Below are 18,054 nucleotides of genomic sequence, written 5' to 3'. Positions count from 1 at the left end.
GCAGCCGCGTTTCCGCTCGTCGTGCTGTGCCGGGGGAGGGTGCCGGGTGGTAGCCGGATAGCGGCCGTGACGTTCCCGACGCCCGCGTCGCCATTTCGGAAAACCGTTCCGTCGCCTATCCGGGCAGCGCCCGGCTCCGCCGGCACTCCGGCGACTTTGGGTACGCCCCGCCGGCCGAGATTGTTGACAATATTATTGGCAATAGTGTTGCCCGCACCTATGATCGGTCTGCCTCCGACAAGCGTTGCGGCTTCCGCTCGGGGACGTACCGACGTACTCGCGGAACCGCTCGGAAAGGATTGTCGATGACAGCGTCTCCGATCGGGCGGGGTCCGATCCTCGTGGTAAGCGCACACGCCGCCGACTTTGTCTGGCGCGCGGGTGGCGCCATCGCACTCGGCGCCTCCCGGGGCCAGCAGGTGCACGTGCTGTGCCTCACCTTCGGTGAGAAGGGCGAGTCGCAGGGGTTGTGGAAGCAGCCCGGGATGACCCTGGAGCGGGTCAAGGAGGCGAGACGCGACGAGGCGGGCCGGGCGGCGAAGGTGCTCGGCGCCGAGATCGAGTTCCTCGACGCCGGGGACTACCCGCTGCGGGCCACGGACGACCTCTACGACAGCGTGGTCGCGACCATCCGTCGGGTCAACCCGGCCGTGATCATCACCCATCCGGCCAAGGACCCGTACAACCTGGACCACGCGCTGACCCACGAGATCGTGCTCCGAGCCCGGATGGTGGCCCAGGCCGCCGGGCATGACCGGGACAGCCAGCCGATCGGCGCACCGAACGTGATGCAGTTCGAGCCGCACCAGCCCGAGCAGTGCGGCTTCGTGCCGAACCTGCTGCTGGACATCAGCCCGGTCTTCGAGCGCAAGGTCGAGGCGATGCGAATCATGGGCGCTCAGGGGCACCTGGTCGCGTACTACACCGATCTCGGCGTACGGCGCGGGGTGCAGGCGGTCCGCAACGGCGGCGACCGGTCGATCACGCACGCCGAGGCGTACCAGCGGGTCTTCCCGGTGGTCGGAGGGGAGCTGCTGTGACGGGCCACGTCATCGTCCGTACCGACGCCGCACCGCCGGCCGACGCCGTCGCCCAGCTCGCCCGGCAGGGCGTGTCGACGGTGCACGAGGCCCAGGGCCGGACCGGGCTGCTCGGGCACCTGCTCCGGCCGATTTACCCTGGTGCCCGGATTGCCGGCCGGGCGGTCACCGTCTCGGCCCAGCCGGGCGACAATCTGATGATCCACGCGGCGGTCGAGCAGACCCGGCCCGGCGACGTACTCGTGGTCGGCTTCACCTCGCCCAGCACGGACGGTGCCTTCGGCGAACTGCTGGCCACCTCGTTACGGGCCCGGGGCGTCCTCGGCCTCGTCATCGATGCCGGCTGCCGCGACGTCGCCGCGCTCACCGAGCTGGGTTTCCCGGTGTGGTCCCGGGCGGTCTCCGCGCAGGGCACCGTGAAGGCGAGCCCGGGCTCGGTGAACGTCCCGATCGTGCTCGGCGGCGCCTACGTGCGCCCCGGCGACGTGATCGTGGCCGACGACGACGGAGTGGTGGTGGTGCCGCGCGAACGGGCCGGGGAGGTCGCCGCGGCCGGGGCCGAGCGCGAAGCCAAGGAGGAGGAGAAACGCCGGCAGCTCGCCGACGGCGTGCTGGGGCTGGACATGTACCACCTCCGCCCGCTGCTGGACCGGCTGGGCGTCCGGTACGTCGACGCCACCGACCAGGGCGACCCGCCGACCACCGGTGCCGGCCCGGCCGCGACCGGCGCCGGATCCACCGGCCCGGCCTGACCGGTCCGGGACCGCACGCCCCGACCAGCCCATGGTCGCCCCGCCTGGCTGGCCGCGGACTCCCGCGGCCGGCCGGACGGGCGGCCGAGCCGCACCGAGGAGGTCACCGCCGAATGGAGTTCCTGGCATCCGGCCGGAGCGCAAGGTCCGGCCCGGGCCGGACCTTGCGCTCCGGCACGGCCGGATAGCCGCCGGTCCGCCGGGGCGTACCCGGGAATTCGGGTCCTCGGGTCGGGTCGGTGCGGCCGGATGCGTCAAATGACGTAGCCGGACCCGTCCCGGCCGGTCAGGCTGGCCCGTCATGTGCGTTCCGACCTGCCCCGCTGGCGTCCCTATTTTCTACCTGACAGGTTTCCCGACCTGACGGGACAGGGCGGCTTTCTCTACCTGACAGGACAGGGCGGCTGGCGGCATCACGGAATCCGGGAGGATCGTCACCACGCTGGCATTCGAACCACTGACCGATCCGACCGGTAACGGCGATCTCACCTCGAACACCACTCTGGCCCCGGCCGAGCGCATTGCGCGACCGTACTCTCAGTCTGTTGAACAATACCAAGCCGAATGCGGCGGTCCTGCTACCGGAAGTCGGCGAACAACTCAAGCGCGGATACGGCGTGCGCGAGGTGGTCCTCGACACCAAGCCAGGTACAGGAGAGGGTTCGAGACATCAACAGCCGGGGCAACATCTTCGGTTCCGGCTTCCGGGTGAACGCGACGCTCGGCCGGGCCATCCGGCTGACCGAGATCAATGCGTCCGGCTCCGCCCGCACGTCCCCGACCAGGCCACCCAGGGGACCCCGGCGGAGTACACCTGCTGCATCGCCGGGAACGAGGAGGAGAATGCCTGGCCCGGCTGAACTCGGTGGACGCGCCGACCCTGTTCGCGCTGATCGTGTCCCTCGCCGTCCTGGGTTCGGTGTGGTATCTCGCGGCCACCACCGCGAAACGACTCGTCACCCCCTGGCGCGACCCCGTCGGCAAACAGTAGAACCATCACCCAGCGGGCCCGATCCCGGCCGACGATCGAGCCGGGGTCGGTGCGCTACCGCAGCGAGACCACCAGTTGCTGCGCGCGGTGGTCGGAGGCGCCGTTCGTCGACCCGCCGAAGCGGTACGAGTGCACCCGGACCGCCGCCGAGACGAAGGCCCAGTCCAGCCGCCACCAGCGCGGCCAGCCGGACCCGTCCGACCAGGTCGCCGGGTAACGCGCCGAGGACGCGTAGCTGGCGTCCCGCAGCCGGTCGGGCAGCTTGGCCAGGTCTCCCATTGCCGGACTGGTGTTGAGGTCACCGGCGACCAGCACCGGATGCGGATTGACCGCCACGTCCCGGGCCAGCGCCCGCCACTGCGGCTCGCGCTGCGCGTGTTGCTGCCGGATCACCCGGTAGAACTCCCCGCCGAGCGGGCTGTGGTCCGGAACCAACTGCACCGGCATGTGCAGGTTGTAGACCGACAGCACCCGCCCCGCCCCGAGGTCGAGATCGGTACGCAGCACCTTGTACCGCCACTGCTCGGTAGTGCCCCACAGCGGCGGCGGCATGTCCGGGGCGTCCAGCGGCAGCCGGCGCAGGATCGGATGGCGGGACAGCGTCACCAACTCGCCGGCGACGGCGACGTGGAAGCCCGGGAACTCGGCACGCAGCCGGGCCAACTCCACCTCGCCCGGTCCGGCGGAGTGCTCGTACCAGTACTCCTGGAGCAGGTAGACGTCGGCGTCGGCGGCCCGGAGCAGTGCGTACATCCCGTCGGTCTGGCCGCCCTCGTCCCAGTACCCGGTATTCCAACTGAAGACCCGGACCGCGCCCGCCGGGGCCGGCCCGTCACCGCCGGCGAGCCCACGCAGGTTCAGCCCGGACAGCGGTCCGCCGAGCAGCAGCGCGGCGGTGGCCAGCAGCGCCACCGGCCGGCGTGACCGGCGGCACGGCGCGGCGGTCCCGGCCAACAGCAGCGGTACGCCGAGGAAGGCCAGCGGCGGCACCGCGTCGACCGCCAGCCACAGCCACCACCGACCGCTGAGCACCAGGTGTGCGACGGTGAAGGCCAGCCAGAGCGCCCCGGCGGCGACCAGTCCGGTGTAGAGCCACCACCGCCAGCCGCGCCGGCCCCGGCCCGGCCGTGCCCCGGCGGCCGCCGGTTCCGCGCCGGCCGCCGGTTCCGCACCGGCCGATGCTGCGCCGCTGGTCGATGCTGGCCCGCTGGTCGATGCTGGGCCGCTGAGCGGGGCCGTGCCGCTGTCCGCTGGGGTGATGCCGGACTCCGGTGTGTCGACGGTGCCCGGAGTGCCGGCGGTGGCCGGCCCCCCGGGCAGTAGCCCGTCGCTGCCCGGGACGGCGACCGTCACGCCGGACCCCGCAGCGGGGTCGGGTCGACCGGGAACGAGGCGTCGTAGAGCCGGCGGAACGTGCCGGAGGCGAGCCACTGCACCGCGCCGGTGGCGACCCCGGCGGTGATGGTGACGTTGACCAGGAAGTGCAGCCCGGCGAAGAAGACCAGGAAGGGCACGCCGTGCCGGCGGCGGACGAAGCCGTACATGCCGGCGTCGCAGGCCAGCGAGGCGGCGAGCAACCCGGCCGGGACGACCAGCCCCCACGGGCCGAGCAGCAGCGGCACCACCAGCGCGGGCAGTACGCCGAACGCGGCCAGGCTGCCCCAGGCCCGGGCGGCGGTCTCGAAGCCCTGCCCGAACCGGCGGGCCCGGGCGTACAGCGGGATCCGCAGCCGCCCCCGGTGAAACAGCTTGCGCAGCAGCCCGCGCAGCTCGTGGTCGTGGTCGTGCCGGCCCCTGACCAGCGAGGTGAGCACTAGCCGGTAGCGGCGGCTCAGCCGGTAGCCGTAGTCGACCTCCTCGGTGTGCCGCAGCCCCGGATTGAACGGGCCGATCTCCTCGAAGACGTGCCGGCGCAGCATGCAGACGGCCGGAAAGAGGAACGACACGTCACCTTCCGAACTGATCGACCAGTAGTGATACTGCAGGCCACGGTACCGGGCCACCGCCGTGTCGTGCAGCAGCGGCTCGGGGTCCTCGATCCCGCAGACCGCGCCGATCCGCCTGTCGCCGAGGATCAGCCCTACCGCGTTCGTCACCGCGTCCGGGGCCAGCACCAGGTCGGAGTCGACGTAGCAGATCAGCTCGCCGCTGGTGTGCGCGGCGCCGATGTTGCGGGCCCGGCCGCAGCCGCCGTTGCGTCCGGTGCTCACCACCCGTACGCCGAGCGCCTCGGCCACCGCCACCGACTGGTCCGTCGAGCAGTCGTCGACCATCAGGATCTCGACGTTCGGATACGTCTGGTCCAGGATCGATCGAAGGCAGAGGTCCAGCGACTCGGCGTAGTTGTAGTTCGGCACGATCACCGAGACGAGCGGGCCGCCGCCCGGCCGCGCACCGTTCACCGTCATCGGGTGGCCACCTCCGGCCGGTCGTAGAGCCCACGGAACCGGCCCGAGGCGAGCCAGGCGGCCACCCCGGAGATCGCGGCGACCGCGATCACCAGGTTCAGGAAGAAGTGCATCGCGACGAAGTAGCCGAGGAACAGCACGCCGCGTTCCCGGCGGACGAACCGGTACATCGGCAGGTCACCGGCGAGGCAGGCGGCGAGGGTCGCCAGCGGCACCGCCAGGAACACCGGGCCGAACAGCACCGGCAGCGCGCACGTCAGCACGGTCAGCAGGGCGGCGACACTGACCCAGGCGCGTGGCCCGCTGCTCAGGCCGCCGGGGAACTCCGGCTTGCGGGCGTACATCGGGATGTGCAGCGCGGTGCGGGTGAAGACCTTGCGGACCAGCACGCCCAGGTCGGCGTCGTGGTCGTGCACGCCGCGCACCCGGGGCGAGAGCCAGATCTGGTACCGCTGGGCGAGCCGCATCCCGTAGTCCGCGTTCTCGGTCTCCCGCAGCCTCGGGTTGAACGGCCCGATCTCGGCGAAGACGCGGGCCGGGATCGCCAGCAGTGCCGTGTAGAGGGTCATGATCCGCCCCTCGTCGGCGATCAGCCAGTACGACTGCTGGAGGCAGCGGTACTCCTCCAGCAGGCTGTCCCGGACCAGCGGCACCGGGTCGTAGTTGCCGCAGATCGCCCCGATCCGCGGGTCGGCGGTGAGCAGTTCGACCGCATTCGCGACCGCGTCCGGCTTGGCGGCCACGTCCGAGTCGACGAAGAACAGGATCTCACCGCGTGCGTTCGCCGCGCCGAGGTTGCGGGCCGCCGCCGGTCCGGAGTTCGTCGGGGTACGCAGCACACGCGCCCCGTACGACTCGGCGACCGCGACCGAGTCGTCGGTACTGCAGTCGTCGACCACGATCAGTTCCAGCCGCGGATAGGTCTGGGCCCGCAGCGCGCCGAGGCACAGCCCGAGTGCCCTGGCGTAGTTGTAGTTCGGCACGATGACCGAGACGAGCGATGTGGTCATCAAGAGCCGCCCGAGAAACCGCTGGCGTTAGCCATGGGGAGGAGAGGGCGGTCGGGCGTGGTGTTGGTTGTCGGCATGGTGTCGACTCCTCGGTGTGGGGCGGAACTGTCAGATGGGCCTGAGATGCTGCCGGGTGTGGGCGAGACGGTGGGGTACCCCGTCCGATTGCGTCCTGGCGCGACTGTGGATGGCGTTAGAGGTCCAGCCAGTGCACCAGGTGGGGATAGCGGGCACCGAGTTCCGCCAGGGTCAGCGTGGCGCCGATCAGGACGGCGCTGGCCACGATCATCCGGTCCCGCAGCACGGCCCGGATCGGGTCGCCACCGGACTGCTGGACCAGTACGGCCTGGAGGTAACGGAACGCGGCGAGCAGACCGAGCGGCACCACCACGGCGAGGGTGACCGGGCGCCAGTGCCCGAGTGGCGCGTCGGTGTTCAGGTAGAGCAGGAAGGTGATGCTGGCCAGCGCGGTGTTCAGCCCGAGCAGGTGGTCGGCGAGCAGCACGTTGTAGCCGGCCAGCGCCGGCCGGTGCGCCGAACCGGCGGCGGCCAGCTCGTGCCGCCGCTTGCCGAGGATCAGCACCAGGCAGCCGGCGAAGACGGCGGTGAGCAGCAGCCCGGACGGCGCCGCCCCGGTGGCCGCGTACCCCTGGAGGACCCGCAGCACGAAGCCGGCGGCGACCACGCAGATGTCCAGCATCGGCAGGTGCTTGAGCCACCGGCTGTAGGCGATGCTGAGGCAGAGGTAGCCGACCATCGGCCACCACGGCAGTTCGGGTCCGACCAGCACCAGTCCCAGCAGCAGCCCGGCCAGCCCGACCGCGAGCAGCCAGGCCAGCGGGACCGGGACCAGGCCGGCGGCGACCGGACGGTTCCGCTTGACCGGATGGGTACGGTCCAGCCGGCGGTCGACGATGTCGTTGACGACGTAGATCGTCGATGCGGCCACCGTGAACACCAGCACGGCCCAGCCGGTACGCAGCACCGCCGATCCGGTCCACAGTGGCGTGTCGAGCAGCGCCAGCGGTACGGCCAGCAGGTTCTTGACCGCGTGGCCGGGCCGGGTCAGCACCAGGAGTTGCCGGGCAAGCCGGGGGACCCGGAGGCTGCGCCCCGGGCTGGCCGGTACGGCGGTCTCGACGACGGTCTCGACGGCGGTCACCCTCGACCCCGATCAGCAGAAGACACCTGCGACTCCGATCAGAAGAAGATCTTCGCGAGGGAGAGCGCGCCCTGCCGCCACGGGTCGCGGCTGGTCCGCCCGTCCCGCGACGGGCGCGCCAGGTGGCGTTCGGCGCGCCACCACTCGTAGGTACGCAGGATCGCGTCCTCGTTGGACAGTTTCGGGGCGAAGCCGAGCCGCTGCGCGGCCTTGTCGATGCTCACGTAGGAGTCGTGCCGGAGCTTGTGCAGCAGCCGCCCGTAGACCGGGGAGAGCCGGCTGCGTTCCAGCAGCTCCAGGGTGAACAGCGCCGGCCGGGCGGGCACCCCGATGACCCGCTTGCCGTGCCCGGCAGCGTCCAGCACCGCCTGGAAGTCCTCGCGCAGGGTGCGGAACCGCTCCGCGGCGAGGTTGTAGGTGTCGTCGGCCACCTCGTCCGGCGCGGCCAGTACGGTGAGCACCGCGTCGACCAGGTCGTCGACGGCGAACATCTGGATCCGCACGTCGCCCCGGCCGAGCACCGGGAAGTTCCGGCCCTCCTCGGCCCACTCGAAGAGCATCGCGAACAGCCCCATCCGGCCCGGCCCGAGAAAGGTCTTCGGCCGCAGGATCGCGACCGGCAGGCCACCGGCCCGGTACCGTTCGGCGATCTCCTCGGCGGCCACCTTCGCCGCGCTGTACGTGTCGACCGGCTCCCGGGGATGCTCCTCCGACGTCGGCACCTGCCGGGGCAGCCCGTACACGGCGGTCGACGAGACGTGCAGGACCCGGTCCACCCGGGCCTTGCGGGCGGCCCGCAGCACGTTCCCGGTGCCGTCCACGATGATCGAGCGGATCTCGGCGGCCGGATAGCTCGGCAGCGCCGCCGCGCAGTGCAGCACCGCCGTCGCGCCGTCGGTGGCCCGGTCCATCACTCGGGGATCGCGGATGTCGCCGACCACGGTGACGCCGGGTTCCGCGCGCAGGTCCACCCCGCACACCTGGTGCCCGTCGGCGGTCAGCCGCTCGACCAGCCGGGAGCCGAGCATCCCGGCCGCGCCGGTCACGGTGATCACCACAGTGAACCCTTCTCAACCTCCCCCTGCGGTCCGTCGGACCGCAGGGTCGAATGCTGTGCGTGAGCGCCGCGTGGTTCAGGTTGAAAAGGGTTCAGCGTGGACCCCACCTTCTGCGCGACGAACCGGGTGACCAGCTTGGCCAGGCCCTGCTCCAGTACCTCGCCGAGCGCGTCGGTGGCGCGCTGCACGTCGGCCGGGTCGGTGACCAGGGACGGCCCGAGGATCAGCGGGTTGCGGCCGTTGAGGGTGTAGTAGGTGAAGATGTCGTGGTCCCGGTAGAGCGCGTTGATCACCGCGCAGGTGACCAGCTTCGCCTTGAACCTCGGGTCCCGGGCCATCCCGGCGGGGGCGAGCCGGGCGACCAGGTCGAGGATCTTCGGGCCGCCGTCGATCTGTACGCCCCAGAGCGCGCCCGCCCCGGCGACCCGGCCGACCGCGTCGGGAAACTCCTTGGCCAGCCGCTTCAGCGCCGGCTCCAGCACCCGCTCCAGCTCGCGGGCCCGGGCCGGATAGTCGTCCTCCACCACGATGTTGATCGCCTCCAGCGCGGTGACGCACTCCTCGCCCATCCCGTAGTAGGTGGTGCTGGTGCTCTGCAGTAGCGCGTCGGTGAGGTTGTCGTACGCCTTCCGGAACACCCTTTCCCGCGCGACGAATGCAGAAATCGATGACTTTCCACCGCCGAATGACTTGGATGTGGTAAGGACGTCCGGCACCAGCCCCGGATACCGCATGAAGTAGAAGAGGCTGCCGGTCTTACCCCAACCGGTGTAGATCTCGTCGAAGATGAGCACGATGTCGTGCCGGTCGCACATCTCCCGAATGCCACGGAGGAAATCTTCATCGCACCATGTCACGGTGGAGGCGCTGAACGGCTCGACGATGAGAGCGTAGACATCCCCCGGATGCGCCTCGACCGCCTCCCGGACGGAGTCCAGATTCCCATAGGTAAATGGAACTATGCCGGGAATGGTGGGAAAGCTGAACGACGGCTGTCCGGTCAGCCCACCTGAAGCGAGCAGCTTTCCGTGGAACCCGCAGTCGGCCCGCAGGATGGTGCCGCGCCGGCCGCCGTGGTACTTGTACGCCAGCTTCACCGCCCCCTCGACCGCCTCCGCGCCCGAGTTGGGCAGGAACGACATCTGCAGGTCACCGGGGAGGAGTTGGGCCAGGTTGTGGCCGAGCGCCGCCAGGTACGGCGAGAAGTACGTCTTGTGCACCTCCATCCGCCGCTGAGACGCGAACCGTTGCCGGGCCGCCAGGATGCGCGGATGGTTGTGACCGTGGTTGAGGACACCCACGCCTCCGGTGAGGTCGAGGACGCGGCGGCCGTCGCGGAGCACCAGGTGCGCGCCTTCGGCGTGGTCGACCAATTCCCGGCCGAACCCGAACGAGGTCATCAGGCTGACCTGGCTCGCGTTGACGTAACGACGATAGAGGTCGTGCACCTCGCGAACGGTGAGTCGATCGCAGTCGGACAGGCTGACCAGATTGGGCATGTCGTGACGCTATCGATTAGTACGGGATCTTCTCTGGACCGGTGCTGTACGCAACCTTGACTACGTAAGGCAACGCTTGCCAGTCGACAACCGACTGGATAGCTTGGTCGCGACAGAGTAGATCTCGGAATGTCAATGTCCCTGACGGTTGTCCCGCAATCTGCGCTGAGGTGGGCGAACATGTCGCCGACGGTGTCGGTCATCATCCCCGTACACAACGGCTCGAAGACTCTCCGCGCGTGCCTGGCGGCCGTCTACGCGCAACGGCACCCGGTCACCGAGGTCATCGTCGTCGACGACGCCAGTACCGACGACACCCGGGAGATCGCCGCCGAGTTCCCGTGCCGGCTGCTGGTCATCGACCACAACACCGGACCGGCGGCCGCCCGGAACCGGGGCATCCGGGCCAGCACCGGCGAGCTGCTGTTCTTCGTCGACTCCGACTGCGCGCCCGAGCCCGACGCCCTCGGCAACGCCCTGGCGATCCTCACCGAGCAGCCCGACGTCGCCTGCGTACACGGCATCTACGCGCTGCGACCGCTCTTCGACGACGGCCCGGTCGAGGCGTACCGGCTGCTGCACGGCCACTACTGGCGGCTGCGCCACGTCGGCCGGGTCCGCACCACACTCTTCGCGGTCTGCCTGATCCGCCGGGCGGTCTTCACCGACGTCGGCGGATTCGACGAGCGGCTGCGCGCCTCCGAGGACGTCGAGATCGGCGACCGGATGGGCGACCGGTACGGCATCGTGCTGACCGACACGGTGGTCTGCCGGCACGACGACGACAGCCACCTGGGCCGGCTGCTGCGCAAGCAGTTCGGCCGCTCCCAGCTCCTCGTCCCGGTCGCCCGGGCCGAGCGCGGGCCGGCCGGGATCCGGGCCAACACCCCGGCCGGGCTGCTCAGCGCCGCCCTCGTGCCGCTGACCCTGCCGCTCGGCCTCCACACCCCGGTACTGCTGGCGGTCCCGTTCGCCCTGCTGGGGCTCTTCGTCGCCGCCGACCCGGGACTGCTGCGCTTCGTGGTACGCCGGCGCGGCCCCGGCTTCGCGACCTTCTTCTACGCGGTGCACCTACTCGTCCAGTTGGCCGTCGTCGCCGGTGCCGTCGTCGGCGGGCTGCGGCACCTGGTGGACCGGGACTTCGGCCCAGCCCGGGTGGCCGCCGCGAAATCGCCGCGATGAACGGGTCGTCGATCACCGGGCGGGCGCGGCTCCCGGTCCGGCGGAACCTCGGCCCGGACGAGGCGGGGCGGCGATGACCGCGGAGCCGGGCACCGGGCGGATCTCCTGGCCGTACCTCTCGGCCCAGGCGCTGCACTATCTGTTGTTCGCGCTCCGGGCCCAGCAGTTCCGGTGCCGCCGGCCGATGCTCGGCGACCGGCACCGGCCGGTCTTCGGGGTGGCCGGGCACAGCGTGGCGCTGACCATCGACGACGGGCCACATCCCGAGTGGACGCCCCGGATGCTGGACCTGCTCGACCGGCATCGGGTCCGGGCCACGTTCTTCCTGATCGGCGCCCGGGTCGCCGAACACCCCGAGCTGGCCCGCCGGATCCGCGAGGCCGGCCACCTGGTCGGCAACCACTCGATGTCGCATCCGCAGCCGTTCGCGGCGCTGCCGGCGCAGCGGCTGCGTACCGAGATCGTGGCGGCGCAGCGGCGGATCGAGGACGCCGTCGGCATCACGCCCCGGCTGTTCCGCGCGCCCGGCGGCAACTGGTCGCCGACGGTACTGCGGACCAGCGCCGACCTCGGCCTGGTGCCGGTGGACTGGACGGTCAACCCGAGCGACTGGCGCAGCCCGGGAGTGGACCGGATCGTCCGGCGGCTGTCCCGGAGCCGACCCGGGCACGTCCTGCTCTGCCACGATGGCGGCGGGGACCGGTCGCAGACCGTCGCGGCCCTGGAGACCGTACTGCCCCGGCTGATCGACCGGGGACTGCGGTTCGTCGTACCCGGTGCCGACCGGTAGGTGACGACGTGCCGTTCTGTCGTACGACGACGCCGGGCAATGCCGCCCGGCCGTGCGGGGGGAAGCAGCGATGCCTGTCTAGGGGGAAACGAAGATGTCGGAAGACGACCTGAAGATCCTGCTGCTCGGCCCGATCCGGGCCGAACGGGGCGGTACCAACCTCTACCTGGGCACTCCCCGGCAGCGGGAGGTGCTCGCCGTACTGGCGCTGCGCTGCGGGATGGTGATGTCGGTGCCGCAGATCGTCGACGCGGTCTGGAACGGGCGCCGGCCCGACTCGGTGGAGAACATGGTGCACACCTACATCGGTCGGCTGCGCCGGGTGCTGGAGCATCCCGGCCGGCCGCCGGCACTGGCCCGGGTGCTCCGCTCCACCCGGCCGGGATACACCCTCGACATCCCGGCGGTCGCGGTCGACGTCACCCGGTTCGAGCACGATGTCAGGGTGGCCCGGGCGGCCCGGGCCCAGGGCGAGTTGTCCCGGGCGCTCGGCTGTTTCCAGCAGGCGCTGGCCCGCTGGTCCGGCCTGGCACTCCAGGAGGCGACCGGGCCGCTGGCCGAGGCGGAGCGGATCCGCCTCACCGAGCTGCGTCAGGACGCGGTGGAGGAGGCCACCGGGGTACGCCTGCTCCTCGGCGACGTGGAGAACCTCGTCTCCGAGCTGCGCTGCATGCTCGCCGAGCAGCCGATGCGGGAGCGGCTCTGGGAACTGCTGCTGGTCGTGCTCGGCCAGACCTCGCGGCGGGCCGAGGCGCTGACCGCCTTCGAGGACGCCCGGGTCACCCTGGCCGACCGGCTCGGGGTGGAGCCGGGGCACCGGCTCCAGGACCTGCACCGGCGGCTGCTGCGCAGCGAACCGGTCACGGTGCGGCCGTGGTGGGAGCGGCGGGTCCCGGTCTAGCCCCGGAGACGGGCTCGGCACGGCCCGCTTGGGCCTGGCCCGGCTCGGCGTGACCCGGCTCGATGTCCGGCTCGGCGGGATCCAACCCGGCGGATCCGCCGCGCCTGGAAAAGCCACCGGCCCGTCCGATCGCCTCCGGACCGGTGAGGACGAAGAAGGCACCGGCAGGACTGTCCCCGAGGCGCGCGGGGACCTCCTCGGCGACGGAGAGGCCGCAGGCCCGGACGACCCGGGCGAACTCCTCGGCAGGGGCTTCGTCGTAGATCTGCACGACGATCCGGCCCCGGGGCGTCAGCATCGCGGGCAGCCGGCGTAGCAGGTCGGCGGCTTCGGCCCCGGTCAGGTAGTAGACGACCTCACGGAGCAGGATCGCGTCGTACCGCCGCGCGGTGTCGAAGGTGCGGATGTCGGCCACCTCGAACGACGTGTCCGGCCGGTCCAGCGCCCGAGCCGCCTCGATCGCCCGGGAACTGAGGTCCACACCGTGGTAGTGCCGGTAGCGACCCGGCGCCAGCGGCAGGTTCGCACTGGTGCCGCAGCCCAGGTCCAGGATCGTCGGCCGGGGCGCCCAGGTCTCGATCAGCGACAGCGGCATGTTCCCGTCGGACATGTCGTCGAGATAGCGCCAGAACCCCAACGCGTACTGCGCGTTCCACCACGCCCTGTTCATTCTTGGATTGGATCGGATCAGCACCCGTACCGGAACTCGGATCAGCCGCGCCACCGCACGGACCAACGCATTCGACATGGTGTCACCGACATTTCTCGATGTGGGACGGATCCCGGAAGCTCCGGGAATGACGCTATCGATGTTCCTGGCCGGCCTACCGGCCGGAAGGGAGGTCGGGTCAGCCGGTCAGCGCGGGGTCGACAGCCCGGCGGAGGCCGAGCCGGCGCCGGTGGACGTACTGGGCGAGCAGCAGCCCGCCCGCGCCGACCGCCACCTCGCTGACCGCGCAGACCAGCCGGCTGGTCAACACCACCGGGGCGGCGACCGAGACCGGCATCACGGTGGCCAGCCCCACCATCAGCACCGCCTCCCGGACGCCGAGCCCGTCCGGGACGACCATCACCAGCAACCCGGCCACGGTCGCGGCGGCGAAGCCGGCCACACAGACCAGGTAGGAGCGCAGCGGCGGGGCGCCGGCGGTCACCGCCAGCAGCCAGAGATGGTGCCCGGAGATCACCCAGGAGAGCGACTGCGTGGTGATCGCCCGCCGGATCCCGGCCCGGGACGCGCTGACCTGCGGAGGTGGCCGCCGCAGCAGCCGCGCCGCCCCGGCGAGCCCCCGGTTGAGCAGGTCCGGGCGGACGAAGAGCGCCACCAGCGGGAGTACGGCGAGCAGCATCCACCCGGCCGCCCGGTCGAGCACCGCCGGTCCGGCCGCGAGGCCGACGGTCATCCCGGTCAGCGCCACCACCACCCAGCTCAGCAGGAAGACGCCGGCCAGCCGGACCGCCCCGACGTTGATCTCCTTGCCGAGCCGGAGCAGCACCGGCAGCGCGACGAACCGGCCCGGGACGAACTTGGCGAGGAACCCGACGAAGAACAGCCGCGCGGCGGTCCACCGGTCCACCGCCGCGCCGAGGTCGACGAAGAGCGCCTGCCAGGAGTGGTACCCGAGGAGCAGCCCGACCGAGTTGATCAGCAGCGCGCCGCCGAGCACCAGTCCGACCTGGACCGGATCGAGCCGCTGCGCCAGTGCGCGCACCGGCGTCCAGTCCTGGTCCCGCAGGAACAGCACCAGCCCGACCGTCAGGGCCAGCACGAAGACCACGACCAGCAGTTGGTTGACCCGCCGCCACCAACCGGACCGCCGCTCGACCGCGCGCCGCACCGCCTCGACCAGCACGCCCACGGAGCCGGTCGAACCGGTCGAGCCGGCGGGATCGGTAGCTCCGGTCGCACCGACGGGGTCGGTCGGGTCGGTCGGGCCGGTGGGCCCGGTCGCCCGGGCGGGGGCGGTAGCTGCGGACGCACCAGCGGGGCCGGTCGAGCCCAGCGGGCCGGCGTGCCCGGTCGAGCCCAGCGGGCCGGTGTGCCCGGTCGAGCCCAGCGGGCCGGTGTGCCCGGTCGAGCCCAGCGGGCCGGTGTGCCCGGTCGAGCCCAGCGGGCCGGTGTGCCCGGTCGAGCCCAGCGGGCCGGTGTGCCCGGTCGAGCCCAGCGGGCCGGCGGGCCCGGTCGAGCTGGTCACCGGGTCGACTCCGGGGCCAGTGGGGCGACCCGGCCAGGGCGGGGGCGCCGGAGCAGCGCCCGACCCAGCCCGAGCGCCAGACCGGCGAACTCGGTCAGGTGGGTCAGGAACCGCATCGCGGTGGCGAAGAGCAGGAAGCCCGCCCCACGCTGCCGGAGCGCGAATCCGAGCAGCGCCCGGTCCGCGCCGAGGAAGGCGACCACCCCGCCCAGCGGCACCAGCAGCAGCCACGGCGACCAGACGGCCAGCGCCAGCCCGGCCACCGCGAGGGCGCTGCCCAGCAGCCCGACCACCGAGCCGAGGTCGATCCGGTGCGGTGCCCGCCGGTCGGCGGACTGCACGGTGGACGCCGCCGGTCCGGGCGCCCAACGCGCCGCGACGACCGCCCCGGCGTACGTCCGGGCTCGGCGGAAGTGCTCTGACAGGTACGGCCCCAGCCGGTCCACGTCGTCGTGCCGACCCAGCACCCGGTCGCTGGTGCGGATCTCGTACGACGCCGGCAGGCGGGTGCCGAACTCGACGTCCTCGGCGTCACGTAGCCGTTCGTCGAAGCCGCCGACCAGTTCGAAGACCACCCGGGGAACGGCGGTGAGCGCGAACATGGTGATCGCGGTGACCCCGACGTCGCGGCGCCGCCAGAAGTGCTCGAAGAGCGTCTTGTAGGACTCGACCGGCCCGTCCGGGAACAGGGGGGTCAGATCGTAGATCCCCTGCACCACGCCGCAGCCGGGATGCGCCCGCAACTCGGCCACCGCCCCGGCCAGCGCGTCGGGTGCCAGCGCGATGTCCGAGTCGACGAAGAACAGCAGGTCCCCGCCGGCCCGGGCGGCTCCGGCGTTCCGGGCCGCGGAGACGCCCCGGTTCACCGGAAACGCCAGCACGGTGCAGGGAAACTCGGCCGCGATCTGCCGGGACCGGTCGGTGCTCGCGTCGTCGACGACGATCACCTCGGCCGCCGGCCGGGTCTGCGCGTAGATCGCCGCGAGACAGGCCCGGAGAGTCTTCTCCTTGTTGTAGTTCGGAACGATGACCGACACCCGCGCGAATTGCGGGTCGACGGTGTGGTCGAGTGGAGACAATGCGCCTGGTCACCCCCTTTTTCCCGGCGGGCCGGTAAACGGTAGCAACCGGCGTACCGCAATTTCTGGAGCCGGCCTGGATTACCCAGTGCGACGGCGGCGGCGTTCGGCGGACGGTAAACAAAACTCGGCCAGCCGGTCGGCCGGGACCGACCATCGGGTGACCGTCGGGGCGTAAGTGAACCGTAAGGCCCGCCCCGCAGAGTAGCTGGCGTCGAGGCCGGCGGCACCGGACGCCGGATCGACGGACCATCGGAGGAGGGAACAGTACCGTGAAATCTTCAACGGCACGCGGCCTCGCAGCGGCCGCGATCGTGACGGCGGCCGCGCTGGCCGTACCGGTCGGCGCCGCCGGGGCGGCCGGGGCCGCGGACTGGTCGGCGGCCTGGGCGACCGGCGTGCACCACCCGGTGCCCGGCAACGACTGGGACGGGCCCAACTGGTCGGTCGACGGCTTCACCGGCGAGTCGGTACGGCAGGTGGTGCGGGTCAGCGTCGGCGGCACCCGACTACGGGTGCGGCTCTCCAACCGGTACGGCACGCAGCCGCTGCGGCTGGCCGGTGCGACCGTCGGCAGTTCCGGCGGTGGCGCCGCGGTCCGGCCCGGCACGCTGCGACCACTCACCTTCCAGTACCGGTCGTCGGTGACCGTCCCGGTCGGGGCCGAGGTGGTATCCGACCCGGTCCGCTTCGGGGTCGCGGCGCTGGACCGGCTGGCCGTCACCTTCTACTTCGCCGAGGGGTCCGGGCCGGCCACGTTCCACCAGGGCGGCCTCACCACCACCTACCGGGCCACTGGCGACCGGCGAACGGAGCCCGGCGCCGAGGCGTTCGGCGGCGCCACCAGCCACTCCTGGTACTACCTGACCGGCATCGACGTCTCCGGGCCGGCACCGCGGCGGGCCGGAAGGGGCGGATCCGACGGTCGTGATGCCGCCTGGGGCACAGTGGTCGCGTTCGGCGACTCCATCACCGACGGCTACGGCAGCAGCCCCGGTGCCGACAACCGGTACCCGGACCAGTTGGCCGAGCGTCTCGTCGCCGGAGGTCGCCGGCTGGGCGTGGCCAACCTCGGGATCAACGGCAACAAGCTGCTCGCCGATTCGCCCTGCTACGGCGAGCGGGGGGTGACCCGGTTCCACCGGGACGCGCTCGGCCAGCCGGGCGTGCGCGCCGTGGTCGTCCTGCTCGGCACGAACGACATCGGCGGGGGCGGCTTTCCGGACTTCGGCTGCGGCGCCTCGCCGGTGGTGACCGCCGCTGAGGTGGTCGACGGGCACCGGGCGCTGGTCCGGGCCGCGCACCGGCGGGGCATCCAGGTGGTCGGCCTGACAATCCCGCCATGGAAGGGGGGGCTCGGCTACGACACCCCGGCGAACGAGGAGGTCCGGGACCGGGTGAACGATTCGCTCCGCGCGGGTGTCGGGTACGACGCCCTGGTCGACCTGGACCGGCTCCTCGCCGACCCGGCGGACCCGGACGCCCTGCGACCGGAGTTCGACGCCGGTGACCGGCTGCACGTCAACGACGCCGGGGCGGAGCTGATCGCAACTGCGGTCGCCCGGGCGCTGCGCTGAGCCGGGCCGCTACGTCCAGGAGGGACGAACGATGACCGACGCGAAGCTCGACGAACACGTCCGGGCCACCTACTCGGCCGAACACCAGGCCATCATCGGCGTGCTGCGTGACCTGATGATGGATGCCGCACCGGGCGCGCGGGAGGTGATCAGCAGCGGGTCGCTCGCCTGGCGGGGCGAGCGGATCCTGGCGATCGTCAGCCCGAGCAGGACCCACCTCACCTTCGCCTTCGCCCGGGGCGCGGAGTTCACCGACCGGCACGGCCTGCTGGCCGGAGTCGGCAAGGCCACCCGGCACATCAAGATCAAGAAGCCGGACGCGGTGCCCCTCGGCGCGCTACGCGACTACATCCGGCAGGCGGTGGCGCTGGACGGGCGGTGAGCCGCCGGGCTGCCCCGGCCGGGCGGCG

Annotated in this window: 18 protein-coding genes; 9 read left to right on the top strand and 9 right to left on the bottom strand. The window is 71.9% G+C overall.

Annotated elements, in window-relative coordinates; all coding sequences use genetic code 11:
* Positions 1-305: 305 nt before the first annotated feature.
* The 4 genes from ACSMXO_RS24255 to ACSMXO_RS24240 all read left to right on the top strand — a co-directional run bounded on the left by ACSMXO_RS24255 (position 306) and on the right by ACSMXO_RS24240 (position 2,783).
* Positions 306-1,040: a PIG-L deacetylase family protein gene (locus ACSMXO_RS24255; protein WP_346256322.1), complete on the top strand. Its 735-nt coding sequence runs from the start codon at positions 306-308 to the stop codon at positions 1,038-1,040.
* Positions 1,037-1,792, top strand: a complete 756-nt coding sequence (locus ACSMXO_RS24250; RefSeq protein ID WP_455413889.1) for a 4-carboxy-4-hydroxy-2-oxoadipate aldolase/oxaloacetate decarboxylase — start codon at positions 1,037-1,039, stop codon at positions 1,790-1,792. Before ACSMXO_RS24255 ends, ACSMXO_RS24250 begins: the two co-directional genes overlap by 4 nt.
* Before the next feature lie 545 nt (positions 1,793-2,337).
* On the top strand, positions 2,338-2,652 hold the full coding sequence (locus ACSMXO_RS24245) for a hypothetical protein (protein ID WP_455413888.1): 315 nt from the start codon (positions 2,338-2,340) through the stop codon (positions 2,650-2,652).
* Between the two features lie 5 nt (positions 2,653-2,657).
* The gene (locus ACSMXO_RS24240) at positions 2,658-2,783 is read left to right on the top strand and encodes a hypothetical protein (protein ID WP_455413887.1); all 126 of its coding nucleotides are present in this window, start codon (positions 2,658-2,660) and stop codon (positions 2,781-2,783) included.
* Positions 2,784-2,837: 54 nt separating this feature from the next.
* Here the strand turns inward: ACSMXO_RS24240 and ACSMXO_RS24235 are convergent, their stop codons facing one another.
* The 6 genes from ACSMXO_RS24235 to ACSMXO_RS24210 form a co-directional block, all read right to left on the bottom strand.
* Entirely contained in the window at positions 2,838-4,136 is a 1,299-nt protein-coding gene (locus tag ACSMXO_RS24235; RefSeq protein ID WP_455413886.1) for an endonuclease/exonuclease/phosphatase family protein, read from the bottom strand.
* Positions 4,133-5,191: a glycosyltransferase family 2 protein gene (locus ACSMXO_RS24230; RefSeq protein ID WP_346256327.1), complete on the bottom strand. Its 1,059-nt coding sequence runs from the start codon at positions 5,189-5,191 to the stop codon at positions 4,133-4,135. Before ACSMXO_RS24230 ends, ACSMXO_RS24235 begins: the two co-directional genes overlap by 4 nt.
* Entirely contained in the window at positions 5,188-6,201 is a 1,014-nt protein-coding gene (locus tag ACSMXO_RS24225) for a glycosyltransferase family 2 protein (RefSeq protein WP_455413885.1), read from the bottom strand. Before ACSMXO_RS24225 ends, ACSMXO_RS24230 begins: the two co-directional genes overlap by 4 nt.
* 193 nt (positions 6,202-6,394) lie before the next feature.
* Positions 6,395-7,363: a UbiA prenyltransferase family protein gene (locus tag ACSMXO_RS24220; RefSeq protein ID WP_455413884.1), complete on the bottom strand. Its 969-nt coding sequence runs from the start codon at positions 7,361-7,363 to the stop codon at positions 6,395-6,397.
* A gap of 38 nt (positions 7,364-7,401) precedes the next feature.
* Positions 7,402-8,421: an NAD-dependent epimerase/dehydratase family protein gene (locus ACSMXO_RS24215; RefSeq protein WP_455413883.1), complete on the bottom strand. Its 1,020-nt coding sequence runs from the start codon at positions 8,419-8,421 to the stop codon at positions 7,402-7,404.
* Complete coding sequence (locus ACSMXO_RS24210) at positions 8,415-9,821, bottom strand: aspartate aminotransferase family protein (protein WP_346256574.1); 1,407 nt, start codon at positions 9,819-9,821, stop codon at positions 8,415-8,417. Before ACSMXO_RS24210 ends, ACSMXO_RS24215 begins: the two co-directional genes overlap by 7 nt.
* A gap of 279 nt (positions 9,822-10,100) precedes the next feature.
* On the opposite strand from ACSMXO_RS24210, the gene ACSMXO_RS24205 reads away from it, so the two are divergent.
* From ACSMXO_RS24205 to ACSMXO_RS24195, 3 genes are all read left to right on the top strand, one after another.
* The gene (locus ACSMXO_RS24205; protein ID WP_455413882.1) at positions 10,101-11,102 is read left to right on the top strand and encodes a glycosyltransferase; all 1,002 of its coding nucleotides are present in this window, start codon (positions 10,101-10,103) and stop codon (positions 11,100-11,102) included.
* A gap of 73 nt (positions 11,103-11,175) precedes the next feature.
* Positions 11,176-11,892, top strand: a complete 717-nt coding sequence (locus ACSMXO_RS24200; protein ID WP_455413881.1) for a polysaccharide deacetylase family protein — start codon at positions 11,176-11,178, stop codon at positions 11,890-11,892.
* Positions 11,893-11,986: 94 nt separating this feature from the next.
* Positions 11,987-12,793 (top strand): AfsR/SARP family transcriptional regulator, encoded by an 807-nt coding sequence (locus ACSMXO_RS24195; RefSeq protein ID WP_346256333.1) that lies wholly within the window; start codon positions 11,987-11,989, stop codon positions 12,791-12,793.
* Here the strand turns inward: ACSMXO_RS24195 and ACSMXO_RS24190 are convergent.
* The 3 genes from ACSMXO_RS24190 to ACSMXO_RS24180 form a co-directional block, all read right to left on the bottom strand.
* Positions 12,753-13,463, bottom strand: a complete 711-nt coding sequence (locus tag ACSMXO_RS24190; protein ID WP_455413880.1) for a class I SAM-dependent methyltransferase — start codon at positions 13,461-13,463, stop codon at positions 12,753-12,755. The genes ACSMXO_RS24195 and ACSMXO_RS24190 overlap by 41 nt on opposite strands.
* 178 nt (positions 13,464-13,641) lie before the next feature.
* Complete coding sequence (locus ACSMXO_RS24185) at positions 13,642-14,988, bottom strand: lysylphosphatidylglycerol synthase domain-containing protein (RefSeq protein WP_455413879.1); 1,347 nt, start codon at positions 14,986-14,988, stop codon at positions 13,642-13,644.
* Positions 14,985-16,025, bottom strand: coding sequence for a glycosyltransferase family 2 protein (locus tag ACSMXO_RS24180; RefSeq protein ID WP_455413878.1), 1,041 nt, complete (start codon positions 16,023-16,025; stop codon positions 14,985-14,987). Before ACSMXO_RS24180 ends, ACSMXO_RS24185 begins: the two co-directional genes overlap by 4 nt.
* Before the next feature lie 314 nt (positions 16,026-16,339).
* On the opposite strand from ACSMXO_RS24180, the gene ACSMXO_RS24175 reads away from it, so the two are divergent.
* On the top strand, positions 16,340-17,644 hold the full coding sequence (locus tag ACSMXO_RS24175; RefSeq protein ID WP_455413877.1) for an SGNH/GDSL hydrolase family protein: 1,305 nt from the start codon (positions 16,340-16,342) through the stop codon (positions 17,642-17,644).
* Between the two features lie 31 nt (positions 17,645-17,675).
* Positions 17,676-18,026: a DUF1801 domain-containing protein gene (locus tag ACSMXO_RS24170; protein ID WP_455413876.1), complete on the top strand. Its 351-nt coding sequence runs from the start codon at positions 17,676-17,678 to the stop codon at positions 18,024-18,026.
* The last annotated feature ends 28 nt before the right edge of the window (positions 18,027-18,054 follow it).

This window comes from Plantactinospora sp. DSM 117369 (assembly GCF_053764795.1).
Note: the sequence above shows the minus strand (reverse complement) of the source record. Positions and strands in the feature narration are given on the sequence as shown.